This is a genomic window from Dactylosporangium thailandense, from assembly GCF_059739745.1.
The window spans coordinates 5,502,374-5,522,287 of record NZ_AP029195.1; the positions used below are offsets into that span (position 1 = coordinate 5,502,374).

A 19,914-nucleotide genomic window follows, 5' to 3' on the forward strand; every position below is an offset into this window, starting at 1 on the left:
ACACGCTTCGGGGCTCGGCGGCGCCCACGTCATGGCGGCCCGGGTCAGTGCCTGCCGGAGTTCATGGCGCGTTCGGCGGCCTGCCGGGTGTCGTCGTCGAAGAGGACAAGACGTACCCGCTCAATGCCCGGCGGCAGCGTCCGCAGTTCGGTCAACGCCTGGATGACGGCGTCCTCCTTCGGCCAGCGGTACACGCCGGACGAGATCAGCGGAAACGCGACCGACGTCGCGCCGAGGCCGGCCGCGACCGTCAGCGAGTTGCGGTAGCAGTCGCGCAGCAGCGCCGAGCGGTCCTCGGTGGCGCTCCACACCGGCCCGACGGTGTGGACGACCCAGCGCGCCGGGAGCCGGCCCGCGGTCGTCGCCACGGCTTGCCCCACCGGCAGCCCCCGCCTGTCAGTTGGCCGGCACCGCGCCGCCCGCCTGCCAGGTGGTCCAGGCCACGTTCCAGTCGCCGTACCCGTCCCACGTCGGCATCGTCGGGCCGCCGGTGTTGGTGTAGGTGATCGGGTCGCCGACCTGGGCGAAGTCGAAGTACGACTTGGCGTTGGCCTCGGTCAGGTTGGTGCAGCCGTGGGAGGTGCTGCGCTGACCGATGTTGCCGCCGTTCCAGCTGGCCGAGTGGACGAACTCGCCGGAGTTGGTGATCCGCACCGACCACGGCACCTGCTCGTCGTAGCCCTCGCCGACCATGCGCTCGACCGCGTCCTTCTCCATGACGACCTTGACGCCGTTGAAGGTGGGGGTGCTCGCCTTGCCCAGCGACACCGGGAAGTCGAAGACCTGCTTGCCGTCGGAGGTCACGACCATCCGCAGGGTGCCGCCGTCGACCTTGCCGATGTTCGCCGCCCCGGTCTTCATGTCGAGGGTCAGGCTGTTGTCGTACACGAGCCCGGTCCCGCCCGACTTCCCCTTCGTGTCGAGGTTCATCGCGATCGAGGCGTGCGCCGGCCAGTACTCGGCCGGGCGGTAGTGCGCCTCGATCGGGTAGCCGGAGTAGATCGTGGACTTCTGGAAGTACCACGCGCCCTGGGCCGGCTCTCCGTTGACGGTGACCTTGGTCGCCGCGCTGAAGTCCTTGGCGCTCGTGATCGACGCCGACAGGTACGCGATGATCGGCATGCCCACGCCGTACGTCGCCCCGTCCTTCTCGTACAGCCGCACGTGCACCGGCTTGCCGGTCGGCGCCGGCGACACCGACGGTGACGCGCCCTGGGCCGACGACGGCGCACCCGACCACGAAGCCTGCGGCGCGGAGTTCCCGCCGCACGCCGCCAGCCCCAGACCGAGACCGACCAGGAGCGTCGTCACCCGCCAACGGTGAGAAGATCTCATGGCCTCGACGATGCCCCCGATGCACGCCCGCCGCCACTTCTGCCCGGATCGGCCACATCACAATCGGCGGGATCGACCCGGCCCGCAGGAGTGCGAAACATCCGTTTCGTTGGCATTCGTCCGCATATCGGCGCCCGTTTAGGCGCGCTCACGGCCTGCTGCTGCGAGCCGTGAGACGATCCGTGGACGAGGGACGCGAGGTGGGGGAATCGGTGCTGACCGCGCGCTGGCTGGCCGAGTGGGCGACGCAATTGCAGATGGATGACCATCAGGTGGGGCCACCGGCATCAGACGCCGACCTCGCTCTGCTGCGACAGCGCATGCCGTGGACGCCGGATGAGATCGTCGCGCTGCACCGGCATGTCGGACCGGTCAGCCTGCCCGACATCGGTAACGGCTACTTCATCCATGCGCTCGACGGGCTGCCGGCCGTGCTCGATCAACAGGATCGCGCGGATCAGATCGGCGGGCCGTTCGCCGAAAACATCGACGTGGTCGTCTTCGGCAGCAACGGTGGTGGCGACCTGTATGCCATGGCGGTGACCGACGGCCGGGTCTTCCGGCTCCGGGATGCCGCCTACCTCGGCGGCGTCTACGACGGCACCGCCCGCGGCATCACTGTCGTGGGCGCGGACCTTCGCGACTTCCTAGAACGGCTACTCAGCGCTGTGACCGCTTTCGCCGTGCGGGGCGACATCATCGATCTCTGAACGATCCGGGTCGGCCCGGGGCCGACGGCCGTCCAGTGGCGAGCGCCGGTGCCCGAATGCGGGACTGGGTCTTCGAGGTGTCGATGGAAGCCGTTCACCGCCAGGTATCCACACGTACAACTGGCCTCGGTTAGCTGCCGATCATGATTGGAGGGCTCCGGCCGACAACGGCCGAGCCGGTTCCGCTCGCCCCCGTCGCCGCGGACAGTCGCGGCTCGGCGAGGCGTGCCCGCCGGCGACGGACACTGCGCGAGGCGGCCGTGTTCGTGGCGCTGGCCTTGCCGAACATCGCGCTGATCGTCTGGTTCACCTACCGGCCGCTCGTGCTCAACGTGTACTACTCGACGCTCGACTGGACCCTGGGCTCGGACACGGCCCGGGCGGTCGGCCTCGACAACTACACGCAGTTCTTCCAGTCCGAGGAGGCCGGGCAGGTCTTCCTCACCACCGCGATGTTCACCGTCGCGACCGTGGTCCTGTCGATGGGCCTTGGGCTGCTCGTCGCGCTCGGGCTCAACCGCAAGGTCCGCGGCGCCGGGCTGGCTCAGGCGACGGTGTTCTCGCCGTACGTGCTGTCCGGCGTCGGCGTCGGGCTCGCGTGGCAGTACATCTTCGACCCGACCGTCGGCGCGCTCGGCGCGATCGTGCGCGCCTTCGGCGGCACCAGCCCGGAGTGGTTCAACGACGAGACGCTCAGCCTCGTCATGGTCGTCATCGTGTACGTCTGGAAGAACCTCGGCTACGCGGCGGTGATCTACCTCGCCGGGCTGCAGGCCATCTCGTCCGACATCCTCGAGGCCGCGGCCATCGACGGGGCGGGGCCGGTCCGCAAGTTCTTCTCCGTCACGTTCCCGCTGCTGTCGCCGACGACGTTCTTCCTGCTGGTGACGAGCATCCTCAACTCGCTGCAGGCCTTCGACCTCATCCGCGCGATGACACCGCTGGGCCGCGGCACCACGACCCTCATCTACGACGCGTACCTGCGCGCCTTCGGCGGGTACAACCAGGCGGGCTATTCGGCGATGCTCTCCACGGTCCTGTTCGTGCTGCTGGTCATCCTGACCCTCGTGCAGCTCGTCGTCCTCGAGCGGCGGGTGCATTACCGGTGAGCACCGCCGAGGCGAAACCGCTGTCCCGCCGCAACCTCGCGGCCACGCTGGTCACCGGGTACGTGCCGATCCTGCTCGCCATGCTCGTGGTGATCCTGCCGCTGGCGTACATGATCCTGTCGTCGTTCAAGACGCCGGCCGACGTCATCACGCGGCAGCTCGTCGTGCTGCCGAACCCGTGGCACCCGCAGAACTACGAGGACGCGGCCCGGGTGGTGCCGCTCGGGCGGCTGTTCCTCAACTCCGCGATCGTCACCGTCATCGGCGCCGGGATCAAGGTCCTGCTGTCCGTGCTCACGGCCTACGCGCTGGTGTTCGTCCGCTTCCCGGGCAAGCGGTACGTGTTCTTCGCCGTGCTCGCGACGCTCATGGTGCCGCCGCAGGTGAGCGTCGTGCCGAACTTCACGTTCATCAGCAGCCTCGGCGGCCAGGACACGTACTGGGGCATCATCCTGCCCGGGCTCGGCAGCGGATTCGGCACGTTCCTGCTGCGCCAGGCGTTCCTGCAGCTGCCCGCCGACGTGCTCGAGGCGGCCGAGACCGAGGGCGCCGGGCACTGGCGGCGCCTCTGGCACATGGTGGTACCGATGGCCGCCCCGAGCATCGCCACCGTCGCGCTGGTCAACATCGTCTTCGAGTGGAACGACTACCTGTGGCCGCTGGTCATCGTGTCGAACCCGCAGATGATGACGCTGCCCGTCGGGCTCACCCTGCTGCACAACAGCGAGAGTGCCGCCGCCTCGTACGGCATCGTCATGGCCGGCACCGTCATGGTCCTGCTACCCGTCCTCGTCGTCTTCGCCGCGCTCCAGCGGTACATCGTCACCGGCCTGACGCAGGGCGCCGTCAAGGGATGACCACGCCCAACTGCACTCTTCTCCAGAGAGGTAACCAACCATGTCCTTGTCCAAGCCTCAAGCCACCGAGCTCAGCCGGCGACGGTTCTTCGGCCTCGCCGCCGGCGGGCTGTCGGCCGCGGCCCTGGCCGCGTGCGGCGGGGGCCCGTCGACGACCTCGACGGACTCCTCCGCCAAGCCGGAGACCCTCGACTACACCGGCGTCAAGCCGGCGGGCAACATCACCTTCTGGTCGTCGAACCCCGGCTCGTCGCAGGAGGTGACCCAGCAGATCATCGACGCGTTCCACGCCAGCCAGTCCGACATCAAGGTGCAGCTGGTCTCCGCCGGGTCGAACTACGAGGACATCGCGCAGAAGTTCCAGGCCGCGCAGGCCGGTGGCACGCTGCCCGACGCGGTCGTGCTCTCCGACGTGTGGTGGTTCCGCTACTACCTGCAGGACTCGATCGTCCCGCTCGACGGGCTGTTCAAGGCGCTCAACTGGGACACCAGCGACTTCCGCGAGCAGCTGCTCACCGACTACAAGTACAAGGACTCGATCTGGGCCGTGCCGTGGGCGCGCTCCACGCCGCTGTTCTACTGGAACAAGGCGCACTTCGCCGCGGCCGGGCTGCCGGACCGGGCGCCGAAGACCTGGGACGAGTTCGCCGAGTGGGCGCCCAAGCTCAAGTCGGCCAACGCCGGCCTGCAGAACGCGTTCCAGCTGCCGGCGCTGGCCGGATACGCCGGCTGGAGCTTCCAGAACAACCTCTGGGGCACCGGCGGCGGCTGGTCGGCCAAGGAGAGCTTCGACCTCACCTGCGACAAGCCCGAGTCGGTCCAGGCGCTGCAGTTCCTCGCCGACGCCGTCTACAAGGGCAAGTGGTCGGGCGTCGCCGGCAAGGACTCGACCCAGGACCTGTCGGCCGGCGCGGTCTCCGCGACCGTCGGCTCGACGGGCAGCCTCGTCGGCATCCTCAAGACCGCCAAGTTCGACGTCGGCGCCGGCTTCCTGCCCGGCGGCCCGAAGGAGACCTCGCCGGTGTGCCCGACGGGCGGCGCCGGCATTGGCATCCCGAAGAAGATCAAGCCGGAGAACCAGGTCGCCGCGGCCACCTTCATCAAGTTCCTCACCTCGCCCGAGAACACGCTGAAGTTCGCGGCCGCGACCGGATACATGCCGGTGCGCAAGTCCGCCGACCCGTCGTCGCTGATCGCCAAGGCGCCCCAGTCGAAGGTCGCCATCGACCAGCTCGCGGTGACCCGCAACCAGGACTGGGCCCGGGTGTTCCTGCCGGGCGCCGACCAGGAGATGGCCAACGCCTGCGCCGAGATCCTCACCAAGAACGGCGACGTCCAGGCCCAGATGACCAAGCTCAAGGGCACCCTCGAGGGCATCTACAACTCGCAGGTCAAGCCGCACCTCAAGTAGCACGGTGTCACGGCGGCCGGCCCCGGCCGGCCGCCGTGACAGAGGCGTGACAGGCGAGTGTCAGGGCCCGCGCCGATCGTTGTCGGCATGAACGGATCAGCGATCACAGCCTCGGGGCTGCGCAAGACCTTCGGCCGCCAGGTCGTCCTCGACGGCATCGACCTCGACGTCCCGGCCGGCTCGATCTTCTCCCTCCTCGGCCCGAACGGCGCCGGCAAGACCACCACGGTCAACCTCCTCACCACCCTCATGCAGGCCGACGGCGGCACCGCCCGCGTCGCCGGGCACGACATCGCCACCGGGACCAAGGCCGTGCGCAAGGCCATCGGCGTCACCGGCCAGTTCGCCGCCGTCGACGAGCTGCTCACCGGCCGCGAGAATCTCCGGCTCATGGCCGACCTCAAGCGGGTGCCCGACGCCGAGCGGGTCGTCACCGGGCTCCTGGAGCGCTTCGACCTCGCGGAGGCCGCGCCGAAGCTGGCGGCCACGTACTCCGGCGGCATGCGCCGCAAGCTCGACCTGGCGATGACGCTCGTCGGCCGCCCGCAGATCATCTTCCTGGACGAGCCAACGACCGGGCTCGACCCGCGCAGCCGCCGCACCATGTGGGACATCGTCCGCGAGCTCGTCGCCGACGGCGTCACGATCTTCCTCACCACCCAGTACCTGGACGAGGCCGACCAGCTCGCCGGTAGCGTCGCCGTGCTCGACCACGGCCGCATCGTCGCCCACGGCACCCCCGCCGAGCTCAAGCGCCAGGTCCGCGGCAACCACGTCCGGCTGCGCTTTCCCGACCACACCCAGCTCGAAGCGGCGGCCGGGATCCTGCCCGACGCCACCCGCGACGAACACGACCTGACCCTGCGGGTGCCCGGCGACAGCGACGTGCGCTCGCTGCGGGCCCTGCTCGACCGCCTCGACACCCATGGCATCGCCATCGAGGAGTTCGCCGTGCACACCCCCGATCTCGACGACGTCTTCCTGGCCCTCACGGGCCGCCCGACCGCGGAGGTGACCCAGTGAGCGCTGTGACCGACTCGGCCATCATGCTGCGCCGCAACTTCAAGCACACGCTGCGCAACCCCGTCACCGTGTTCAACGCGGTGCTGTTCCCCATCGTCATGGCCCTGATGTTCGTGTACGTCCTCGGCGGCGCCTTCGACGTCGGCGTCAAGTACATCAACTACGTCACCCCGGGCCTGATCATCATGGCCGTCAGCTACGGCCTGGGCGCCACCGCGACGGCCGTCAACGCCGACATGACCACGGGCATCATCAACCGCTTCAAGGCCATGGACGTGTCCCGCGCCGCCGTGCTCACCGGGCACGTCGTCGAGACGACGCTGCGCGCGGTCGTCGCCGTGGCCGCCATCGTCGGCGTCGCGTTCGCGATGGGCTTCCGCCCCGCCGCGAGCCCGGTCGACTGGCTCGCCGCGGCCGGGCTCGTCGTGCTGCTCGCCTTCGCCGCCAGCTGGCTCACCGTCGCCCTCGGGCTGGCGGCCAAGAGCGCCGAGTCCGCCGGCCTGGGCACCGTACCGCTGATCATGCTGCCGTTCCTGTCCAGCGCCTTCTCCCCGGCCGGGACGATGGCGACCGGCGTCAAGCAGTTCGCCGAATACCAGCCGTTCACGCCGATCATCGAGACCCTGCGGGGCCTGCTGACCGGCACCCCGTCGACCGGCACGGCCCTCGCCGCGGTCGCCTGGTGCGCGGGGATCGGGCTCGTCGGCTACCTGTGGGCGCTGCGCTCGTTCAAGCGGCGAGCGTAACCTCGGCCAGCTCCCGCCAGCTCGACTCCGCACCCTCCCGAGCCGCCTCGGCGTACCCCGCGTCGCCGAGGCGGCTCCGCACCTCCCGCTCGATGCCCGCCATCCGCGGATGCGACCGGTCCGGCAGCCCCCGCACCGCCGCCGCGGCACCGAGCAGCCGGGCCGCCTCCTCCGGCCGGTCCAGCCGCAGCGCCAGATCCGCGACCCCGACCACCACGTGCGCGATCGTCTGCAGGTAGCCGATCTCGGCCGCCGCCGCGACCGCCGCCGCCCGGTGCACCCGCGCCTTGCCGAGATCGTCGGTGACGTAGCCGAGCAGATCGTGGACCACCGCCCGGTTGCTGGGCCAGTCGGCCTCCGGCCCGAGCAGCGTCCTCGCGACCGCGATCTGCCGGCGGGCCTCCTCGCCGTCGCCGGCCGTCGCCGCCAGACCGGCCTTCGCCAGCGCGAGATCGGCGAGCGCGTCCGGCCAGGTGACCCGCTCCGCGAGCCGCTCCGCCTCCGCGATCGTCGACGCAGCGGCCGCCTCGTCCCCGGCCAGCCGGTACAGCGGCGCCAGGCGCGCCCGGGTGCGGATGATGTCCTCGGCCGAGCCGAGTTCGACGGTGACCGCGATCGCCTCCTCGAACAGCTCGCACGCGGTCGCGAACTCGCCCCGCGTGGCGACCCGGTCCGCCAGTTCCGTCAGCGCGAACTGGATCCCGTACCGCTCCCCGATCGCCCGGAACTCCGCCAGCGCCAGTTCGAGGAACGCGTCGGCGTCCCGCCCGCCGTGCCCGAGCACGATCCGCATCTTGCCCAGCTGCAGCCGGGCCAGCGCCCGCGCCCACGGGTCCTCGGCGTCCAGCAGCGTCTCGAACGCGGGCAGCGCCTGATCCGCGCCCTGCAGCATCCGCTCCAGCGGCGCGATGAACTCCAGCAGCGGGTCGCTGGACTGGCCGCGCCCGCCGAGCTCGTACGCCTCATGGATGTACTCCGCCGCGTGGTGCTCGTCGTTGCGGCCACCGCTGGCGAACATACCCATGAACGCCAGCGCGCGCGCCCGGATCAGATCGGGCACCGCGCCCGGCAGCCGGATGGCGGCGCCCAGCAGCTCGATGCCCTCGGCCTTGTGCCCGGCGAGCCACCAGTAGAAGCCGGCGCCCGCCCCGAGCCGCATCGCCGCGTGCGCGTCACCGGCCGCGATCGCGGCGCGCATCGCCGCCGCGATGTTGTCGTGCTCCGCCTCCAGCACCGCCAGCCACTGCAGCTGCTCGGCCCGGCGCAGGTGCGGGTCCGCGGCCTCGGCCAGCTCGATGCAGCACGCCAGGTGCGCGCGCCGGGCCAGATCCGTCTCCCCCGCCTCGGCGAGGCGCTGCGCCGCATACTCCTTGATCGTGCCGAGCAGCCGGTACCGCGGCGCGCCCCCGCCCGCGACGACCACCAGCGACTTCTCCGCCAGCGACGTGAGCAGCTCCAGGACCAGCTCGGCGTCGACCCCGTCACCGGCGCACACCCGCTCGGCGCCCTCCAGGCTCGCCCCGCCCGAGAACACCGACAGCCGCCGCAGCACCGTGCGCTCGTCGTCGGTGAGCAGCTCCCAGCTCCAGTCGACCATCGCGCGCAGGGTGCGGTGGCGCGGCAGGGCCGTACGACTCCCGCCGGTCAGCAACCGGAAACGGTCATCGAGCCGGTTCGCGAGCTGCTCCACCGACATCGTGCGCAGCCGCGCCGCGGCCAGCTCGATCGCCAGCGGCATCCCGTCCAGCGCCCGGCACACCCGCGCCATCGTCGCCAGGGTGCGCTCGTCGGCCGTCAGATCCTGCCGTACCGCCCCCGCCCGGTCCCGCAGCAGCCGCACCGCCGGCGAGGCCTCGATCGCGTCCGGCCCGGCATGCCCGTCCGGCAGCCCCAGCGGCTCGACCGGCCACAGCGCCTCACCGGTGATGCCCAGCGGCTCCCGGCTCGTGGCCAGGATCCGCAGCCGCCGGCACCGGCCCAGCACGCGGTGCGCGAACCCGGCCGCGGCCTCGATCACGTGCTCGCAGTTGTCCAGGATCAGCAGCGCCTCCCGGTCCCGGACGGCGGCGATGAGCCGGTCCTCCGGGTCCGCGTCGGGCGCGCCGCCCAGCAGCGTGTCCCGCAGCCCCAGCCCCGCCAGCGCCGCCTGCGCCACATCGGCGCCCGCCCCGATCGGCGCGAGCTCGACCAGCCACACCCCGTCCGGCATCGCCCCGGCGAGGGTCCGCGCCGTCTCCGCCGCCAGCCGCGTCTTGCCCGCCCCGCCCGGCCCGGTCAGCGTCGTGAGCCGGTGCCCGGCGACGAGCTCCCGGACCGCGGCCACGTCGGCGTCCCGCCCGATGAACGTGGTCAGCTCGGCCGGCAGGTTCGTCTTGCGGTTCTCCTCCCGCCGCCCCAGCTCGCCCCGCAGCAGCGCCACGTGCAGCGCCGACAGCTCCGGCCCCGGATCGACCCCCAGCGAGTCGGCCAGGGCCTCCTTCGCCCGCTGGAACACCAGCAGCGCCTCACTGTCGCGCCCCGCCGCCGCCAGCGCCCGCATCAGCGCCCCGGCCAGCCGCTCCCGCACCGGGTGCGCGGCCACCAGGTCGGTCAGCTCGGTGACCAGCTCGGCCCCGCCGCCGTGCCCGGTCTCGGCGTCGAAGCGCTCCTCCAGCGCCGCCAGCCGCATCCCTTCGAGCCGCCCGGCGGCCGCGTCGAACGCCGCGCTGTCCGGCAGCGCCACGTCCTGCATCGCCGCGCCCCGCCACAACGCCAGCGCCTCACGCACCTGCCCCGCGCCCAGCAGCCGCTCGAACCGCACCGCGTCCACGTCATCGGCCGGCACCGCGAGCCGATACCCGTCCGTGTGCCCCTCGATCGCCCCGTCCGGCAGCGCCTTGCGCAGCCGCGACACCAGCCGCTGCAACGCGTTCGACGCGTCCGCGGGCGGCTGCTCACCCCAGATCCAGTCGACGAGCGTCGCCTTCGGCACCGCGTGCCCCGCCCGCAGCGCGAGCGCGGCCAGCAACCCGCGCAGCCGGGCCCCCGGCACGTCGGCGAGCACGCCGTCGTCCGCACGCACCTCGAACGGTCCCAGGAGCCGGATCTGCACGCGCAGATTGTGTCACGCGCCCGGCTGGCCGGATTCCGCCGGTCTGTGGCACTCTCGCCACTCCCGCCCCGTTACGAACCGATCTACGGTCGGTCGCCGTGACCAAAGTCCTGCTGTCCATCCACGTCCTCGCCGCGATCGTCGCCGTGGGCCCCGTCACCGTCGCGGCGAGCATGTTCCCGCCCGCCGCCCGCCGAGGGGACATCGCCACGCTGCGGCTGCTGCACCGCATCTGCGTCGTCTACGCGCTCATCGGCGTCGCCGTGCCCGTGTTCGGCCTGGCCACCGCGGCGAACCTCGGCGTGCTCACCGACGCGTGGCTGCTCACGTCCATCGCCCTGACCGCCGCCGCGGCCGCCCTGCTCGGCCTGGTCATCCTGCCCCGCCAGCGCCGCACCGCCGACGGCGCCGACGGCACCGACCCCGGCCCCCTGGGCATGCTGACCGGCGTGTTCAACCTGCTCTGGGCCGTGGTCGTGATCCTGATGATCGTCCGCCCCGGCTCCACCACCGGCGCGTGACGTGGCGCCGATCACGCTGCTGCGCGCCGCCGCCCTCGCCGAACTCGCCAGCCTCGCCGTCCTCCTCGTCAACCTCGCCACCGTCCACCTCGCCCCGGTCGCGTCGCTGATCGGCCCGATCCACGGCTGCGCCTACCTGCTCGTCATCGGCACCACCTGGCACCTGACCCGCACGGCGCCCGCCACCCTGCTCGCCGCGGTCCCGGTCCTCGGCGGCGTCCTCGCCCTGCGCCGAATTCGGGACCTTCGGCCCTGACGGCCCATCGCGACCCACGCGCACGCTCGAGGCATGAGACGAGACGCGCGGTGCCCGTTACGCCGGGGCGAGCCGTGCACGCTGTGCGTGCCGGGCGCGACCGGGCCGGCCGACTGCCCGACGGTCTACCTCGTGATGTCCGACCCCGAGCTGCGCGACCAGCTCCACGCCTTCCAGCGCACCGCTCAGGACGCCGGCACCGTCCACCACGGTGCCCGCAGCGGCCTAGCGCCCCTCGGCGGCCGCAAGGTACCGCCGCGCCTGCCCACGCAGCCGGGCGCGGAGGGCCAGCATCGCCGACCCGAGCAGTAGCCAGAACGCGCCGCGCATCCAGCCGGACGGGTGCCCCAGCGCGACGCTGACCGCGGCATGGACCACGAACACCGCGGGGAGCACGACGGCGGCGACCTGGAGGCCGTCCCGGCCGGCCTGCCGCCGCGCGACCTCGTCGGCGACCGCCCGCAGCTTCGGGTCGGCGGGCGGCTCGGCACGCCGGATCGCCAGGTGCGCCGCCGAGCGCTCCTCGTCGGTGAACGGCCGGCTGCCGTACACCCGCTGCTCCACCAACACGGCGACGACGAAGCCGAACAGCACCCCGAAGACGAGACCCAGCCCGACCACCACGGCCGGCGGCATCTCGGCCCGTGGCGCGAGGTACAGCGCCACGGCAATACCCGCCACACCCCCGACCGCCGACGCGGCCACCACCCCACGGACCGACTGCATGCCCCGATCGTAGACAGTCCCGTCACCCAACGCTCAGGACGTGAACACGCCCCAGCCGCGCGGCGGGAGCTGAATCCGGGCGCCGTCCAGGGTGGCGGGGCCGGCCGCGCTGGACTCGGCGCCGGCCGACGGCACCGCCGCCGGGTCGTCGGCCAGGTTCAGCGCGGTGATCAGGGCGCCCCAGCCGGTCGCCGTGCGCAGGACCGCCTGGCGGTTGTCGAGGTGCACCACATCCGTGTGGGCCCGCACGACCCACGGACGCGCCCGGCGCACCGCCAGCAGCTCCCGGTGCAGGCGCACCACGTCGTTGTCCTCGGGCGGATGTTCCGGAAACTCCGGTCGTACGGCGTCGTCGCCGCCCAGCCGCTGCTCCTTCACGCCCGTCCAGCCGTACTCGTCCCCGGCGTAGACGCTCGGCACGCCCGCGACCGTGAGCAGCACCGCCAGCGCGTGCGGCACGAAGTCCGCCCCGACCGCCGAGGCGATGCGCGTCACGTCGTGGTTGCCGGCGAACGTCGCCGGGACGAACCCGGCGAGCAGGTCGTTGTGGCGCTTGAGCGCGTGCGCGAGCTCGAAGAGGTTCCGGTCCGCGATGCCGTGCCAGATGCCCTGCCACAGCTCGTACTGCGTCACCGAGTCCATGGTGGACTCCCGCACGATCGCGGCGTAGTCGCCGTGGATGACCTCGCCCACGAACCAGGCCCCCGGGTGCCGCTCGCGGACGCGGGGCAGGACGGCGGCCCAGAAGCGGGGCGGCACCGCGTACGCCGCGTCGAGCCGCCACCCGTCCGCGCCCCGGTCGAGCCAGTGCTCCATCACGCGTACCACGAGATCGGCGACGGCGGGACTGTCGTGGTCGAGCAGGACCAGCGAGTCGTGGCCCTCGAACACGTCGTCCCTGGTCCCGGGCCGCCCCACGAGCGGGTGCGCCCGGCCGACGTGGTTGAACACCCCGTCGAGCAGGACCTTCAGCCCGCGCTCCCGGGCCGCGGCGACGAGCCGGTCGAAGTCGGCGTCGTCCCCGAGCCGCGGGTCGATGCGAAAGTGGTCCACGGTGTCGTAGCCGTGCGTCATCGACGCGAAGACCGGCCCGAGCGCGATGCCGTCCAGCCCGAGGCCCACCACGTGGTCGAGCCAGTGCTCGATCCGCCCCAGCCGGTGCACGACCTGTTCCGCGGCATCGGTACCGTCCGGGCGCACCGGGGCACCGACGAAGCCCAGCGGGTACACCTGCCACCAGCTCATGAACGCCCAGCATAACGGCCCCGATCCGTCCGGGTATGGCTCGGCGGGCAACCGAACCGGCCCCGGACGGATCTTCCACGCCCTACAACAGGCCGCGCGCCGAGAAGGCGGAGCGCGTGGCCTGGGCGGCCGCGGAGCCATAGAGCCGCTGCGCGGCGTCGACCGTCGCCTGTGCCGCGGCGCGGAACGTGACGTCCGGCGTGAAGGAGAACTGCGCCTCGACGATGAGCGTCGTGGCCCGCGTGTCGCCCAGCGCCGAGCGGATGTCCCACAGCGCCCGCGACCAGATCTCCCCGTCGGCGTGCACCTCGCCGACGACATCGGCCGGGTAGCGCTTGTCGCCGTCGAGGCGCCGCAGGCAGTGCGGCGCGGCGGTGGTGTACGACACCGAGTCCCAGTCGGCGACGCAGGCCTCCGGGGTCAGCGTCGGCGGCCCGGCGGCCCAGCTGGTGACCGCGACGGCGAAATAGTCCCCGAACGCCTCGCCGATCGCACCCGACTCGAGCGTCGTACCGAAGCCGGGAACCTGGCCGTCCTGCACGGAGTGCCCGTATTCGTGGACGATCACCTCGGCGTCCTCGGCGTCGTCGACACCGCCCTTGCCGAGGCTGATGTTCGCCTTGTCCTCACGGAAGAACGAGTTGTCGCCGCCGTACTGGTCGATGCGCAGCTCGATCCGGCGCTGGTTCACCGGGCGCAGCGCCGAGCCGAAGCCGAGGTGCTGCAGGTACTGCTGGGCGGTGGTGACCCAGTAGTACCCCATCACCTGCTCGAACTGGTCACTGTCGCGGTGCCAGGCCGGGAAGGCCCCGTCGACGAGGACGGCCGCCTTGCCGGTCGAGCTCTTGACCACGACGTACCGCCCGGACAGCCGGCCGGTGCCGTCCAGGTCGGTCAGCGTCACCCGGCGGTACGCCGGGGCGAAGGCCGGGGAGTCGGCGTCCTTCGCGTCGGTCAGGTCCTGCCGGCCGAGGGCCTGGACCGGGTTCGGGTAGAAGACGGTTCCCGGCGCCGAGGTGGCGGCGGCCTGCGCGGCGGGTGCCGGGATGACGGCGGCCGCGACCGCCACCGCCACCAGAGCGATGCTTCGATGCATGCACCAAGTGGCGGGGCGGGCGGCCGGAGCGTTACACGCGCCCGGTGCGCCGGCTGCTCGGCGGCACCGGCGACCGGGGGCCGTGCGTCGGCGACGCCTCCGGCGCGGCACCGCCCAGCAGCCGCCGGCAGAACTCGTCGATCGCCGGCTCACCCGGCCCGCCCGCGAGTTCGGCCAGCGCACGGCGCTGCGCGGCGGTGATCGGCCCCGACCGCGGATCGGCTCGGAACGCCTGCCAGGCCCGGCAGGCCTCCGCCGGCGGCACCGGGGCGGCGCCCGCAGAGCCGCTCGGCTCAGGTCCGGCCGGGACGGTGCGGGGGCTCGGCGACCGCTTCGGCTCCGATGATGCCGTGCTCGGGACCGGGCTCGCACCACCACCACCAGCATCACCGCCGTCGTCGAGCCACGAGCGGACGGCGGCGGGCAGGTGACCCGTGCCGGCCGCGAACGCCGTGCCGCCGACCGACACCGCGGCGAGCGCCGCCAGCGCGGCGGCGACGAGCCGGCGACGGCGCCGGACAGGGCGGTAGGCGCCGCGGAAACCGGCCACGGCCTCGGCCTCGCCCGCGACCTCGTGTGGCTGACCCGGCGCGGCCGCCGCCCTCAGCAGCGGGCGGAGCCGCGGGTCGCGCACGTCGTCAAGATCCATATTCGCCGTCCTCATCGCGGTGCGCCAGGACCTCGGGATGATCGGCGAGCCGCCGCAGCCCGCGCATGGTGGCCACCCGGACGGCGCCGGGGCGCTTGCCCAGCACCCGGGCGGTGCCGGCGACGTCCAGACCGGCCACCACGCGGAGCATGACGGCCTCCGCCTGTTCGCGGGGCAGGGTGGCGATGATCTTCACGGCCCGGTCGGTGTCGCTGAGCTCCATGACGTCGGCGGCGACATCGCGCGCGACGCCGCCGCCGGGCACGTCGTCGACGGACTCGTACGACTCCTCGTGGCGGCGCCAGGCCCGCCGGTTCTCGTCGATGCCGCGATGCCGGGCGACCCGGAACAGCCATACGCGGAACGCGACGGCACCCCCGCGGAAGCCGGCCAGGTCCCGCGACGCCTGAAGCCACGTCTCCGACGCGACGTCCTCGGCGGCATCGCCGCAGACGACCCGCAGGTACCGCAGCATCGGCGGGTGCAAGGCCCGCCAGAGCACCGCGAACCCGCCCGGGTCGCCGCCGACCGCCGCCGCGAGCGCGTCGGCGAGCTCCTCGTCGCGAATCTCGCGCATCGATGCGGTCATCTCGCCGCCGCGGCGAGGCCCGTCCGCGCCACGGCCTTCCAGCGCTGCCGGCCGCCCAGCAGCGCCGCCACGGTGCCCTGCACCACGACCAGGTACAGCAGCTGCCGGTAGACCACCTGCTGCAGCGGGACGCTCCACAGCGGGGCCAGCCGCTCGCCGTCGAGCCGCAGCGCGTACGCGGTCGTCGCCAGCTGCAACGCGGTGAACCCGCCCCAGACCGCGAGCACCTGCGCCCACGGCAGGAACACGGCGCCGTACACCGCGTAGACGTCGACCAGCGGCGCGGCCAGCGGCAACAGCACCTGGAACAGGACGAGGTAGAGCAGCCCCCGCCGGCCCAGACGACCGGCGCCGCCCCGCTCGAGCACCGCCCCTCGGTGCTTCCAGGCCGCCTGCATGGTGCCGTAGCACCAGCGGTACCGCTGCCGCCACAGCTGCCGCAGCGACCCCGGCGCCTCGGTCCAGGCGACGGCGTCGTCCGCGTACACCGCCCGCCAGCCGCAGCGCTGCACCGCCATGGTCAGATCGGTGTCCTCGGCCAGCGTGTCGCCCGCCACCCCGCCAGCATCGCGCAGCGCCTCCCGGCGGAACGCACCGATGGCGCCGGGAATGGTCGGCATGCACTCACCCAGATCGAACAGGCGCCGGTCCAGGTTGAACCCGACCACGTACTCGAGGTGCTGCCACCGCCCGAGCAGCCCGCCGCGGTTGGCCACCTTGGTGTTGCCGCTGACCGCGCCGACCGCCGGATCGGCGAACGGCTGCACCAGGCGCCCGACCGCGTCCGGCTCGAAGACGGTGTCGCCGTCGACGAGCACGAGCAGGTCCCCGCCGGCCGCCGCGATCCCGGTGTTGAGCGCGGCCGGTTTGCCCGCGTTCGCCTGCCGCAGCAGCCGCACCCCGGGCATGTGCCGGGCCAGCCGGTCCACGATCGCCGCGGTGTCGTCGGTCGAGCCGTCGTCGACCACGATGATCTCGCAGCCCGGGTAGTCGTTCGCGGCCAGTGACCGGACGGTCGCGGCGATGTTCGCGGCCTCGTTGAAGGCCGGCACGATGATCGACACGCGACCCAGGTAGCGGGCCGGCCCGCGGCGGCGCCGGACCCGGCGGGAGTGCCGGCGGGCTGCCCAGACCTGCACCGACAGCCGCACCAGCGCCAGCACGGTGCCGGCGACCACGATCCACTCGACGGTGGCCGCCAGCAGGCGTCCGGCCGTCTGGCTCCACCGCAGGGCCGTGCCCCGCGCGACCATCCCGGCGCTCGCCGCCGGTGCGGACAAGCCGAGCCCCTCGGACACGGTGACGAACCGGCCGCCGGCCCCGGCCAGGATGCGGCGCGTCCCCTCCACCGTCTGCGAGCGGTCGCCGCCGCCGTCGTGCAGCAGGATCACCGCCCCGGCGCCGGCCGGGTGGCCGACGGCGTTGTGGACGATCGCCTCGACGCCGGGCCGTTCCCAGTCGCGGGTGTCACGGTCGGTCAGCACCGCCAGGTAGCCGTCGACGGCGGCCGGCATCGACAGGTACGGCGGGCGCATGAGCACCGGCCGGCGCCCGGTCGCGGCCGCGATCGCGTTCGCGGTGAGCGCGAGCTCGGCCCGCTGGCGCCACGGCGGCAGTGCGGCGAGATCCGCGTGGGTGAACGTGTGCACCCCCACCTCGTGACCCTCGTCGACCATCCGGCGCACCAGCTCCGGGTACCGGTTCACCTGGGCGCCGACGACGAAGAAGGTGGCGTGTGCATGGTACTGCCGCAGCACGTCGAGCACCCGCGGCGTCCACCGCGGGTCCGGCCCGTCGTCGAAGGTGAGCGCGAGCGTCCCGGCCGGCAGCCGCAGCGCCTCCGTGCCGCCGGTGCCGGCCGTGCCGAGGCGCAGCACCGGACCGTCGGCGGCGGCGCGCGGGCCGGGGGCGGCCGGCCCCTCGGCGGCGACGCCGCCCGCGTATCCGTTGAGACACAACTCGGCCAGCACGATGGCGACGCCGAGCAGGAACAGCAGCCAGTGCGCCCGCGGCTCGCGGCGGGCTCGATGCCGTCGCACCCTTACCGGGTCCGGCTCGGCTTCGGATTGCCGGGCTTGCTGGAGGGGCGGTTCCCGGGCCGGGCGGTCGTGGTCCCGCCGGCCGGCGCCGCGGTGGAGGCGCCGGTGACGGCCCGGCCGACGGGCGGCGCGGACGTGCGCACCCGTGACTCGGGAGTCGTGGCGGGCGCCACCCCCGCCCCGCCCACGTCGCCGCGTTCCAGCAGCCCCTGGCGGCCGCCCGGCAGTCCGGGCAGCGGCCCGGGCGACCAGCCGACCAGGCCGGCGACGAGCAGCGCTCCGCCGGCCGTGAGCAGCAGGCCGAAGGCGGCGCCGAGCACGGTGAACAGCCGCCGGCGCCGGCCGCGACGATCCATGAACACAGGTTCCACGAGGCAAATGGCGGACCGGTGCCCCTGTGCGTTACACCGGCCGGATCACATGTCGACCGCCACGAACACGTCGCATAGATGGCGGACAGGCGGGTAACCCTGATGATGCAAGCAGCACGCACGAGCGAGGAAGGAAGGAAATCCCCCGTGACTTCCAACCAGACCGATGGCGCCACGTTGCTGGGCCGCGAGGTGTACGACCGCGACGGCGACAAGATCGGCAGTGTCGGCCAGGTGTACGCGGACAACGCGGGCCGGCCGACGTGGGCGAGTGTCAGCACCGGGCTCCTGGGCCTGCACCAGTCACTGGTGCCGCTGGCCGGGGCCACGAGCCGCGAGGACGGCGTGCAGGTGCCGTTCGACAAGGCCACCGTCAAGGACGCGCCCCGCGTGGACCACGAGGCCGACCGGCCGCTGACGGGCGAGCAGGTGCAGGAGCTGTACCGGCACTACCAGCTCCAGATGGACCCGGCGAGCACGACGCAGTACGACCGCAGCCGGAACGTCTACGTCGACACCGAGCCGATGGACGTCATCGAGACGGAGGACGACCTGCCCGGCGACGAGGGTCGCCGGCGTCTCGCCTGATCGACCGGCGTAAACGCGGCGCCGCCCCGGAAACTGCGGGGCGGCGCCGTTTCACATGTTCGCCAGCGCGACCGCGAACACCGCGGCCGACGCCGCGAGCAGGCCGCCCAGCGTGCCCCCCATGAGCAGCAGGGCCGGCCGCATGCGCAGCCACTGGCGCAGCACCAGGTACACGCCGGCGGCGCCGAGCACCGCCATGACCGCGAGGTACGACACGAACACGAAGCTCCCGCAGGTCAGCAGGCCGCCGACCAGCGCGGCCAGCCCGGCCTTCGCGCCGCCGAGGTCGCGCAGCAGGGTCAGGTAGGCGACGGCGCCGGCGAACAGCGCCACGACGATCAGCGTGCCCGGGAACCAGACGTAGGCGAAGAGCAGCATGAGCGCGAACGCCGCGACGACGGCGGCCGCCGTGCCCGCGCCGGCCGTCAGGGCCCGGGCCGGTCCGAGCGGCCGTCGCAGCACCAGCGCGGCGACCCCGCCGGCGTAGGCGGCGATCAGGCCGATGAGCAGCACCAGGGCGATATCCATGAGCGTGATGGTAGGCGGCCGGCGCCGGCCGGTGGGACGACCTTCACGGCATCTCCACGAGATCCGGCGGCGACGCGACGGCCGCGCCGGTGACGCTTCTCACCGGCCCGCCGGGACGTCGGCCGCCCAGGACGCGAGCAGCGCGAGCGCGTGTGCGGTCGGCGAGTCGGGCTCGGCGGCGTAGATGGTCAGCGTCAGGCCCGGGTCGGCCTGCAGGTCCATGCTCTCGTAGGCGAGCGCGAGGTCGCCCACGACGTGGTGGTGGAAGTGCTTGACCCCGGCGCCGTGGATGCGCACGTTGTGCGCGCCCCAGCGGCGGCGGAACTCGTCGCTGCGGGTCGACAGCTCGCCGACCAGGTCGTGCAGGCCCTTGTCGTGCGGGTCGATGCCGGCCGCCGTACGGAGGTTGGCCACACTCATGTCGGCGAAGCGGCTCCAGTCCGGGTAGAAGCGGCGGGCCGCGCTGTCGAGAAACGTGAACCGCGCGAGGTTCGGCGGGTTCGCCGGGTCGGCGTACAGGTCGGCGTGCATGGCCCGGCCGAGATGGTTCGCCGCGAGCAGGTCCGCGCGGTTGTTCACCACGATCGCGGGCGTCGTGATGGCGTCCAGCGTCCACTGCAGGCTCGGCCGCACGCCCCGCGCCTTCGGCCGCCGGCTCGGGCGCAGCAGCGCGCCGCCGCCGTTCGCCTCCTGCGCGAGGCGCATCAGGTGGGCCCGCTCGGCGTCGTCGAAGCGCAGCACGCGGGCGATCGCCTCGAGGACGCCGGCCGACACCCCGGCCAGCGAGCCGCGCTCGACCTTGGCGTAGTACTCGACGCTCATCCCGGCCAGCGCGGCGACCTCGCTACGGCGCAGCCCGGGCACCCGGCGCTGCCCGGCGGCCGGCAGCCCGGCCTGCTCCGGTGTGACCCGGGCCCGGCGGGACGTGAGGAACTCGCGCACCTCGACTCGGTTGTCCACCCCTCGAAGGTACGGCCCGCCGGTCCGCGCTGGGGTGTACCGCTGGTACACCTCTCGCTGGAAA

General features: G+C 73.1%; 22 protein-coding genes. 10 read left to right on the top strand and 12 right to left on the bottom strand.

Annotated elements, in window-relative coordinates:
- Positions 1-44: 44 nt before the first annotated feature.
- Positions 45-368: a macro domain-containing protein gene (locus tag AC6JBM_RS23835; RefSeq protein WP_497985790.1), complete on the bottom strand. Its 324-nt coding sequence runs from the start codon at positions 366-368 to the stop codon at positions 45-47.
- A gap of 28 nt (positions 369-396) precedes the next feature.
- A complete protein-coding gene (locus AC6JBM_RS23840) occupies positions 397-1,311 on the bottom strand; it encodes a L,D-transpeptidase (protein ID WP_497985791.1) in 915 nt (304 codons plus the stop codon).
- A 206-nt stretch (positions 1,312-1,517) separates the two neighbouring features.
- Between AC6JBM_RS23840 and AC6JBM_RS23845 the strand changes: the two genes are divergently transcribed.
- From AC6JBM_RS23845 to AC6JBM_RS23870, 6 genes are all read left to right on the top strand, one after another.
- Complete coding sequence (locus AC6JBM_RS23845; protein ID WP_497985792.1) at positions 1,518-2,045, top strand: SMI1/KNR4 family protein; 528 nt, start codon at positions 1,518-1,520, stop codon at positions 2,043-2,045.
- Between the two features lie 260 nt (positions 2,046-2,305).
- On the top strand, positions 2,306-3,154 hold the full coding sequence (locus AC6JBM_RS23850) for a carbohydrate ABC transporter permease (RefSeq protein ID WP_497985793.1): 849 nt from the start codon (positions 2,306-2,308) through the stop codon (positions 3,152-3,154).
- Positions 3,151-4,011 carry a carbohydrate ABC transporter permease gene (locus AC6JBM_RS23855; protein WP_497985794.1) on the top strand — a complete coding sequence of 287 codons (861 nt, stop codon included), beginning with the start codon at positions 3,151-3,153 and terminating at the stop codon, positions 4,009-4,011. The genes AC6JBM_RS23850 and AC6JBM_RS23855 overlap by 4 nt, the downstream gene beginning before the upstream one ends.
- Positions 4,012-4,051: 40 nt before the next feature.
- Positions 4,052-5,422, top strand: coding sequence for an ABC transporter substrate-binding protein (locus tag AC6JBM_RS23860; RefSeq protein WP_497985795.1), 1,371 nt, complete (start codon positions 4,052-4,054; stop codon positions 5,420-5,422).
- An 87-nt stretch (positions 5,423-5,509) separates the two neighbouring features.
- The gene (locus AC6JBM_RS23865; protein ID WP_497985796.1) at positions 5,510-6,445 is read left to right on the top strand and encodes an ATP-binding cassette domain-containing protein; all 936 of its coding nucleotides are present in this window, start codon (positions 5,510-5,512) and stop codon (positions 6,443-6,445) included.
- A 23-nt stretch (positions 6,446-6,468) separates the two neighbouring features.
- Complete coding sequence (locus tag AC6JBM_RS23870; protein ID WP_497986517.1) at positions 6,469-7,191, top strand: ABC transporter permease; 723 nt, start codon at positions 6,469-6,471, stop codon at positions 7,189-7,191.
- On the opposite strand, the gene AC6JBM_RS23875 is transcribed toward AC6JBM_RS23870, so the two are convergent.
- Positions 7,175-10,282, bottom strand: a complete 3,108-nt coding sequence (locus tag AC6JBM_RS23875) for an ATP-binding protein (protein WP_497985797.1) — start codon at positions 10,280-10,282, stop codon at positions 7,175-7,177. The genes AC6JBM_RS23870 and AC6JBM_RS23875 overlap by 17 nt on opposite strands.
- 98 nt (positions 10,283-10,380) lie before the next feature.
- Here AC6JBM_RS23875 and AC6JBM_RS23880 point away from each other — a divergent pair, with 98 nt between their 5' ends.
- The 3 genes from AC6JBM_RS23880 to AC6JBM_RS23890 are packed head-to-tail and all read left to right on the top strand — an operon-like array spanning position 10,381 to position 11,371.
- On the top strand, positions 10,381-10,803 hold the full coding sequence (locus AC6JBM_RS23880) for a hypothetical protein (RefSeq protein ID WP_497985798.1): 423 nt from the start codon (positions 10,381-10,383) through the stop codon (positions 10,801-10,803).
- Between the two features lies 1 nt (position 10,804).
- Positions 10,805-11,059, top strand: a complete 255-nt coding sequence (locus AC6JBM_RS23885) for a DUF3817 domain-containing protein (protein WP_497985799.1) — start codon at positions 10,805-10,807, stop codon at positions 11,057-11,059.
- 33 nt (positions 11,060-11,092) lie between these two features.
- On the top strand, positions 11,093-11,371 hold the full coding sequence (locus AC6JBM_RS23890; protein ID WP_497985800.1) for a DUF6767 domain-containing protein: 279 nt from the start codon (positions 11,093-11,095) through the stop codon (positions 11,369-11,371).
- Here the strand turns inward: AC6JBM_RS23890 and AC6JBM_RS23895 are convergent.
- The 7 genes from AC6JBM_RS23895 to AC6JBM_RS23925 form a co-directional block, all read right to left on the bottom strand.
- Positions 11,285-11,785, bottom strand: a complete 501-nt coding sequence (locus AC6JBM_RS23895; RefSeq protein ID WP_497985801.1) for a hypothetical protein — start codon at positions 11,783-11,785, stop codon at positions 11,285-11,287. The two genes, AC6JBM_RS23890 and AC6JBM_RS23895, sit on opposite strands and share 87 nt — an antisense overlap.
- A gap of 33 nt (positions 11,786-11,818) precedes the next feature.
- A complete protein-coding gene (locus tag AC6JBM_RS23900) occupies positions 11,819-13,030 on the bottom strand; it encodes an alpha-amylase family protein (RefSeq protein WP_497985802.1) in 1,212 nt (403 codons plus the stop codon).
- Positions 13,031-13,112: 82 nt separating this feature from the next.
- Positions 13,113-14,126 carry a M4 family metallopeptidase gene (locus AC6JBM_RS23905; protein ID WP_497985803.1) on the bottom strand — a complete coding sequence of 338 codons (1,014 nt, stop codon included), beginning with the start codon at positions 14,124-14,126 and terminating at the stop codon, positions 13,113-13,115.
- 31 nt (positions 14,127-14,157) lie between these two features.
- Complete coding sequence (locus AC6JBM_RS23910; protein ID WP_497985804.1) at positions 14,158-14,775, bottom strand: hypothetical protein; 618 nt, start codon at positions 14,773-14,775, stop codon at positions 14,158-14,160.
- Entirely contained in the window at positions 14,765-15,352 is a 588-nt protein-coding gene (locus AC6JBM_RS23915) for an RNA polymerase sigma factor (RefSeq protein ID WP_497985805.1), read from the bottom strand. Before AC6JBM_RS23915 ends, AC6JBM_RS23910 begins: the two co-directional genes overlap by 11 nt.
- Positions 15,353-15,360: 8 nt before the next feature.
- Entirely contained in the window at positions 15,361-17,403 is a 2,043-nt protein-coding gene (locus tag AC6JBM_RS23920; protein ID WP_497985806.1) for a bifunctional polysaccharide deacetylase/glycosyltransferase family 2 protein, read from the bottom strand.
- A 2-nt stretch (positions 17,404-17,405) separates the two neighbouring features.
- Positions 17,406-17,759, bottom strand: coding sequence for a hypothetical protein (locus tag AC6JBM_RS23925; protein WP_497985807.1), 354 nt, complete (start codon positions 17,757-17,759; stop codon positions 17,406-17,408).
- 162 nt (positions 17,760-17,921) lie between these two features.
- Here AC6JBM_RS23925 and AC6JBM_RS23930 point away from each other — a divergent pair, with 162 nt between their 5' ends.
- A complete protein-coding gene (locus tag AC6JBM_RS23930; protein WP_497985808.1) occupies positions 17,922-18,362 on the top strand; it encodes a PRC-barrel domain-containing protein in 441 nt (146 codons plus the stop codon).
- Between the two features lie 51 nt (positions 18,363-18,413).
- Here AC6JBM_RS23930 and AC6JBM_RS23935 read toward each other — a convergent pair whose 3' ends face one another.
- Both AC6JBM_RS23935 and AC6JBM_RS23940 read right to left on the bottom strand, forming a co-directional pair.
- The gene (locus AC6JBM_RS23935; protein ID WP_497985809.1) at positions 18,414-18,890 is read right to left on the bottom strand and encodes a hypothetical protein; all 477 of its coding nucleotides are present in this window, start codon (positions 18,888-18,890) and stop codon (positions 18,414-18,416) included.
- 99 nt (positions 18,891-18,989) lie between these two features.
- Positions 18,990-19,850: a helix-turn-helix transcriptional regulator gene (locus AC6JBM_RS23940; protein WP_497985810.1), complete on the bottom strand. Its 861-nt coding sequence runs from the start codon at positions 19,848-19,850 to the stop codon at positions 18,990-18,992.
- Positions 19,851-19,914: the final 64 nt, after the last annotated feature.

Excerpts from the sequence above, each read along its gene's own strand:
- AC6JBM_RS23865 (WP_497985796.1), top strand. The coding sequence starts at position 5,510 with ATGAACGGATCAGCGATCACAGCCTCGGGGCTGCGCAAGACCTTCGGC.
- AC6JBM_RS23915 (WP_497985805.1), bottom strand. The coding sequence starts at position 15,352 with ATGCGCGAGATTCGCGACGAGGAGCTCGCCGACGCGCTCGCGGCGGCG.
- AC6JBM_RS23900 (WP_497985802.1), bottom strand. The coding sequence starts at position 13,030 with ATGAGCTGGTGGCAGGTGTACCCGCTGGGCTTCGTCGGTGCCCCGGTG.
- AC6JBM_RS23890 (WP_497985800.1), top strand. The coding sequence starts at position 11,093 with ATGAGACGAGACGCGCGGTGCCCGTTACGCCGGGGCGAGCCGTGCACG.
- AC6JBM_RS23935 (WP_497985809.1), bottom strand. The coding sequence starts at position 18,890 with ATGGATATCGCCCTGGTGCTGCTCATCGGCCTGATCGCCGCCTACGCC.
- AC6JBM_RS23925 (WP_497985807.1), bottom strand. The coding sequence starts at position 17,759 with ATGGATCGTCGCGGCCGGCGCCGGCGGCTGTTCACCGTGCTCGGCGCC.
- AC6JBM_RS23905 (WP_497985803.1), bottom strand. The coding sequence starts at position 14,126 with ATGCATCGAAGCATCGCTCTGGTGGCGGTGGCGGTCGCGGCCGCCGTC.
- AC6JBM_RS23870 (WP_497986517.1), top strand. The coding sequence starts at position 6,469 with ATGCTGCGCCGCAACTTCAAGCACACGCTGCGCAACCCCGTCACCGTG.
- AC6JBM_RS23895 (WP_497985801.1), bottom strand. The coding sequence starts at position 11,785 with ATGCAGTCGGTCCGTGGGGTGGTGGCCGCGTCGGCGGTCGGGGGTGTG.
- AC6JBM_RS23910 (WP_497985804.1), bottom strand. The coding sequence starts at position 14,775 with ATGGATCTTGACGACGTGCGCGACCCGCGGCTCCGCCCGCTGCTGAGG.
- AC6JBM_RS23860 (WP_497985795.1), top strand. The coding sequence starts at position 4,052 with ATGTCCTTGTCCAAGCCTCAAGCCACCGAGCTCAGCCGGCGACGGTTC.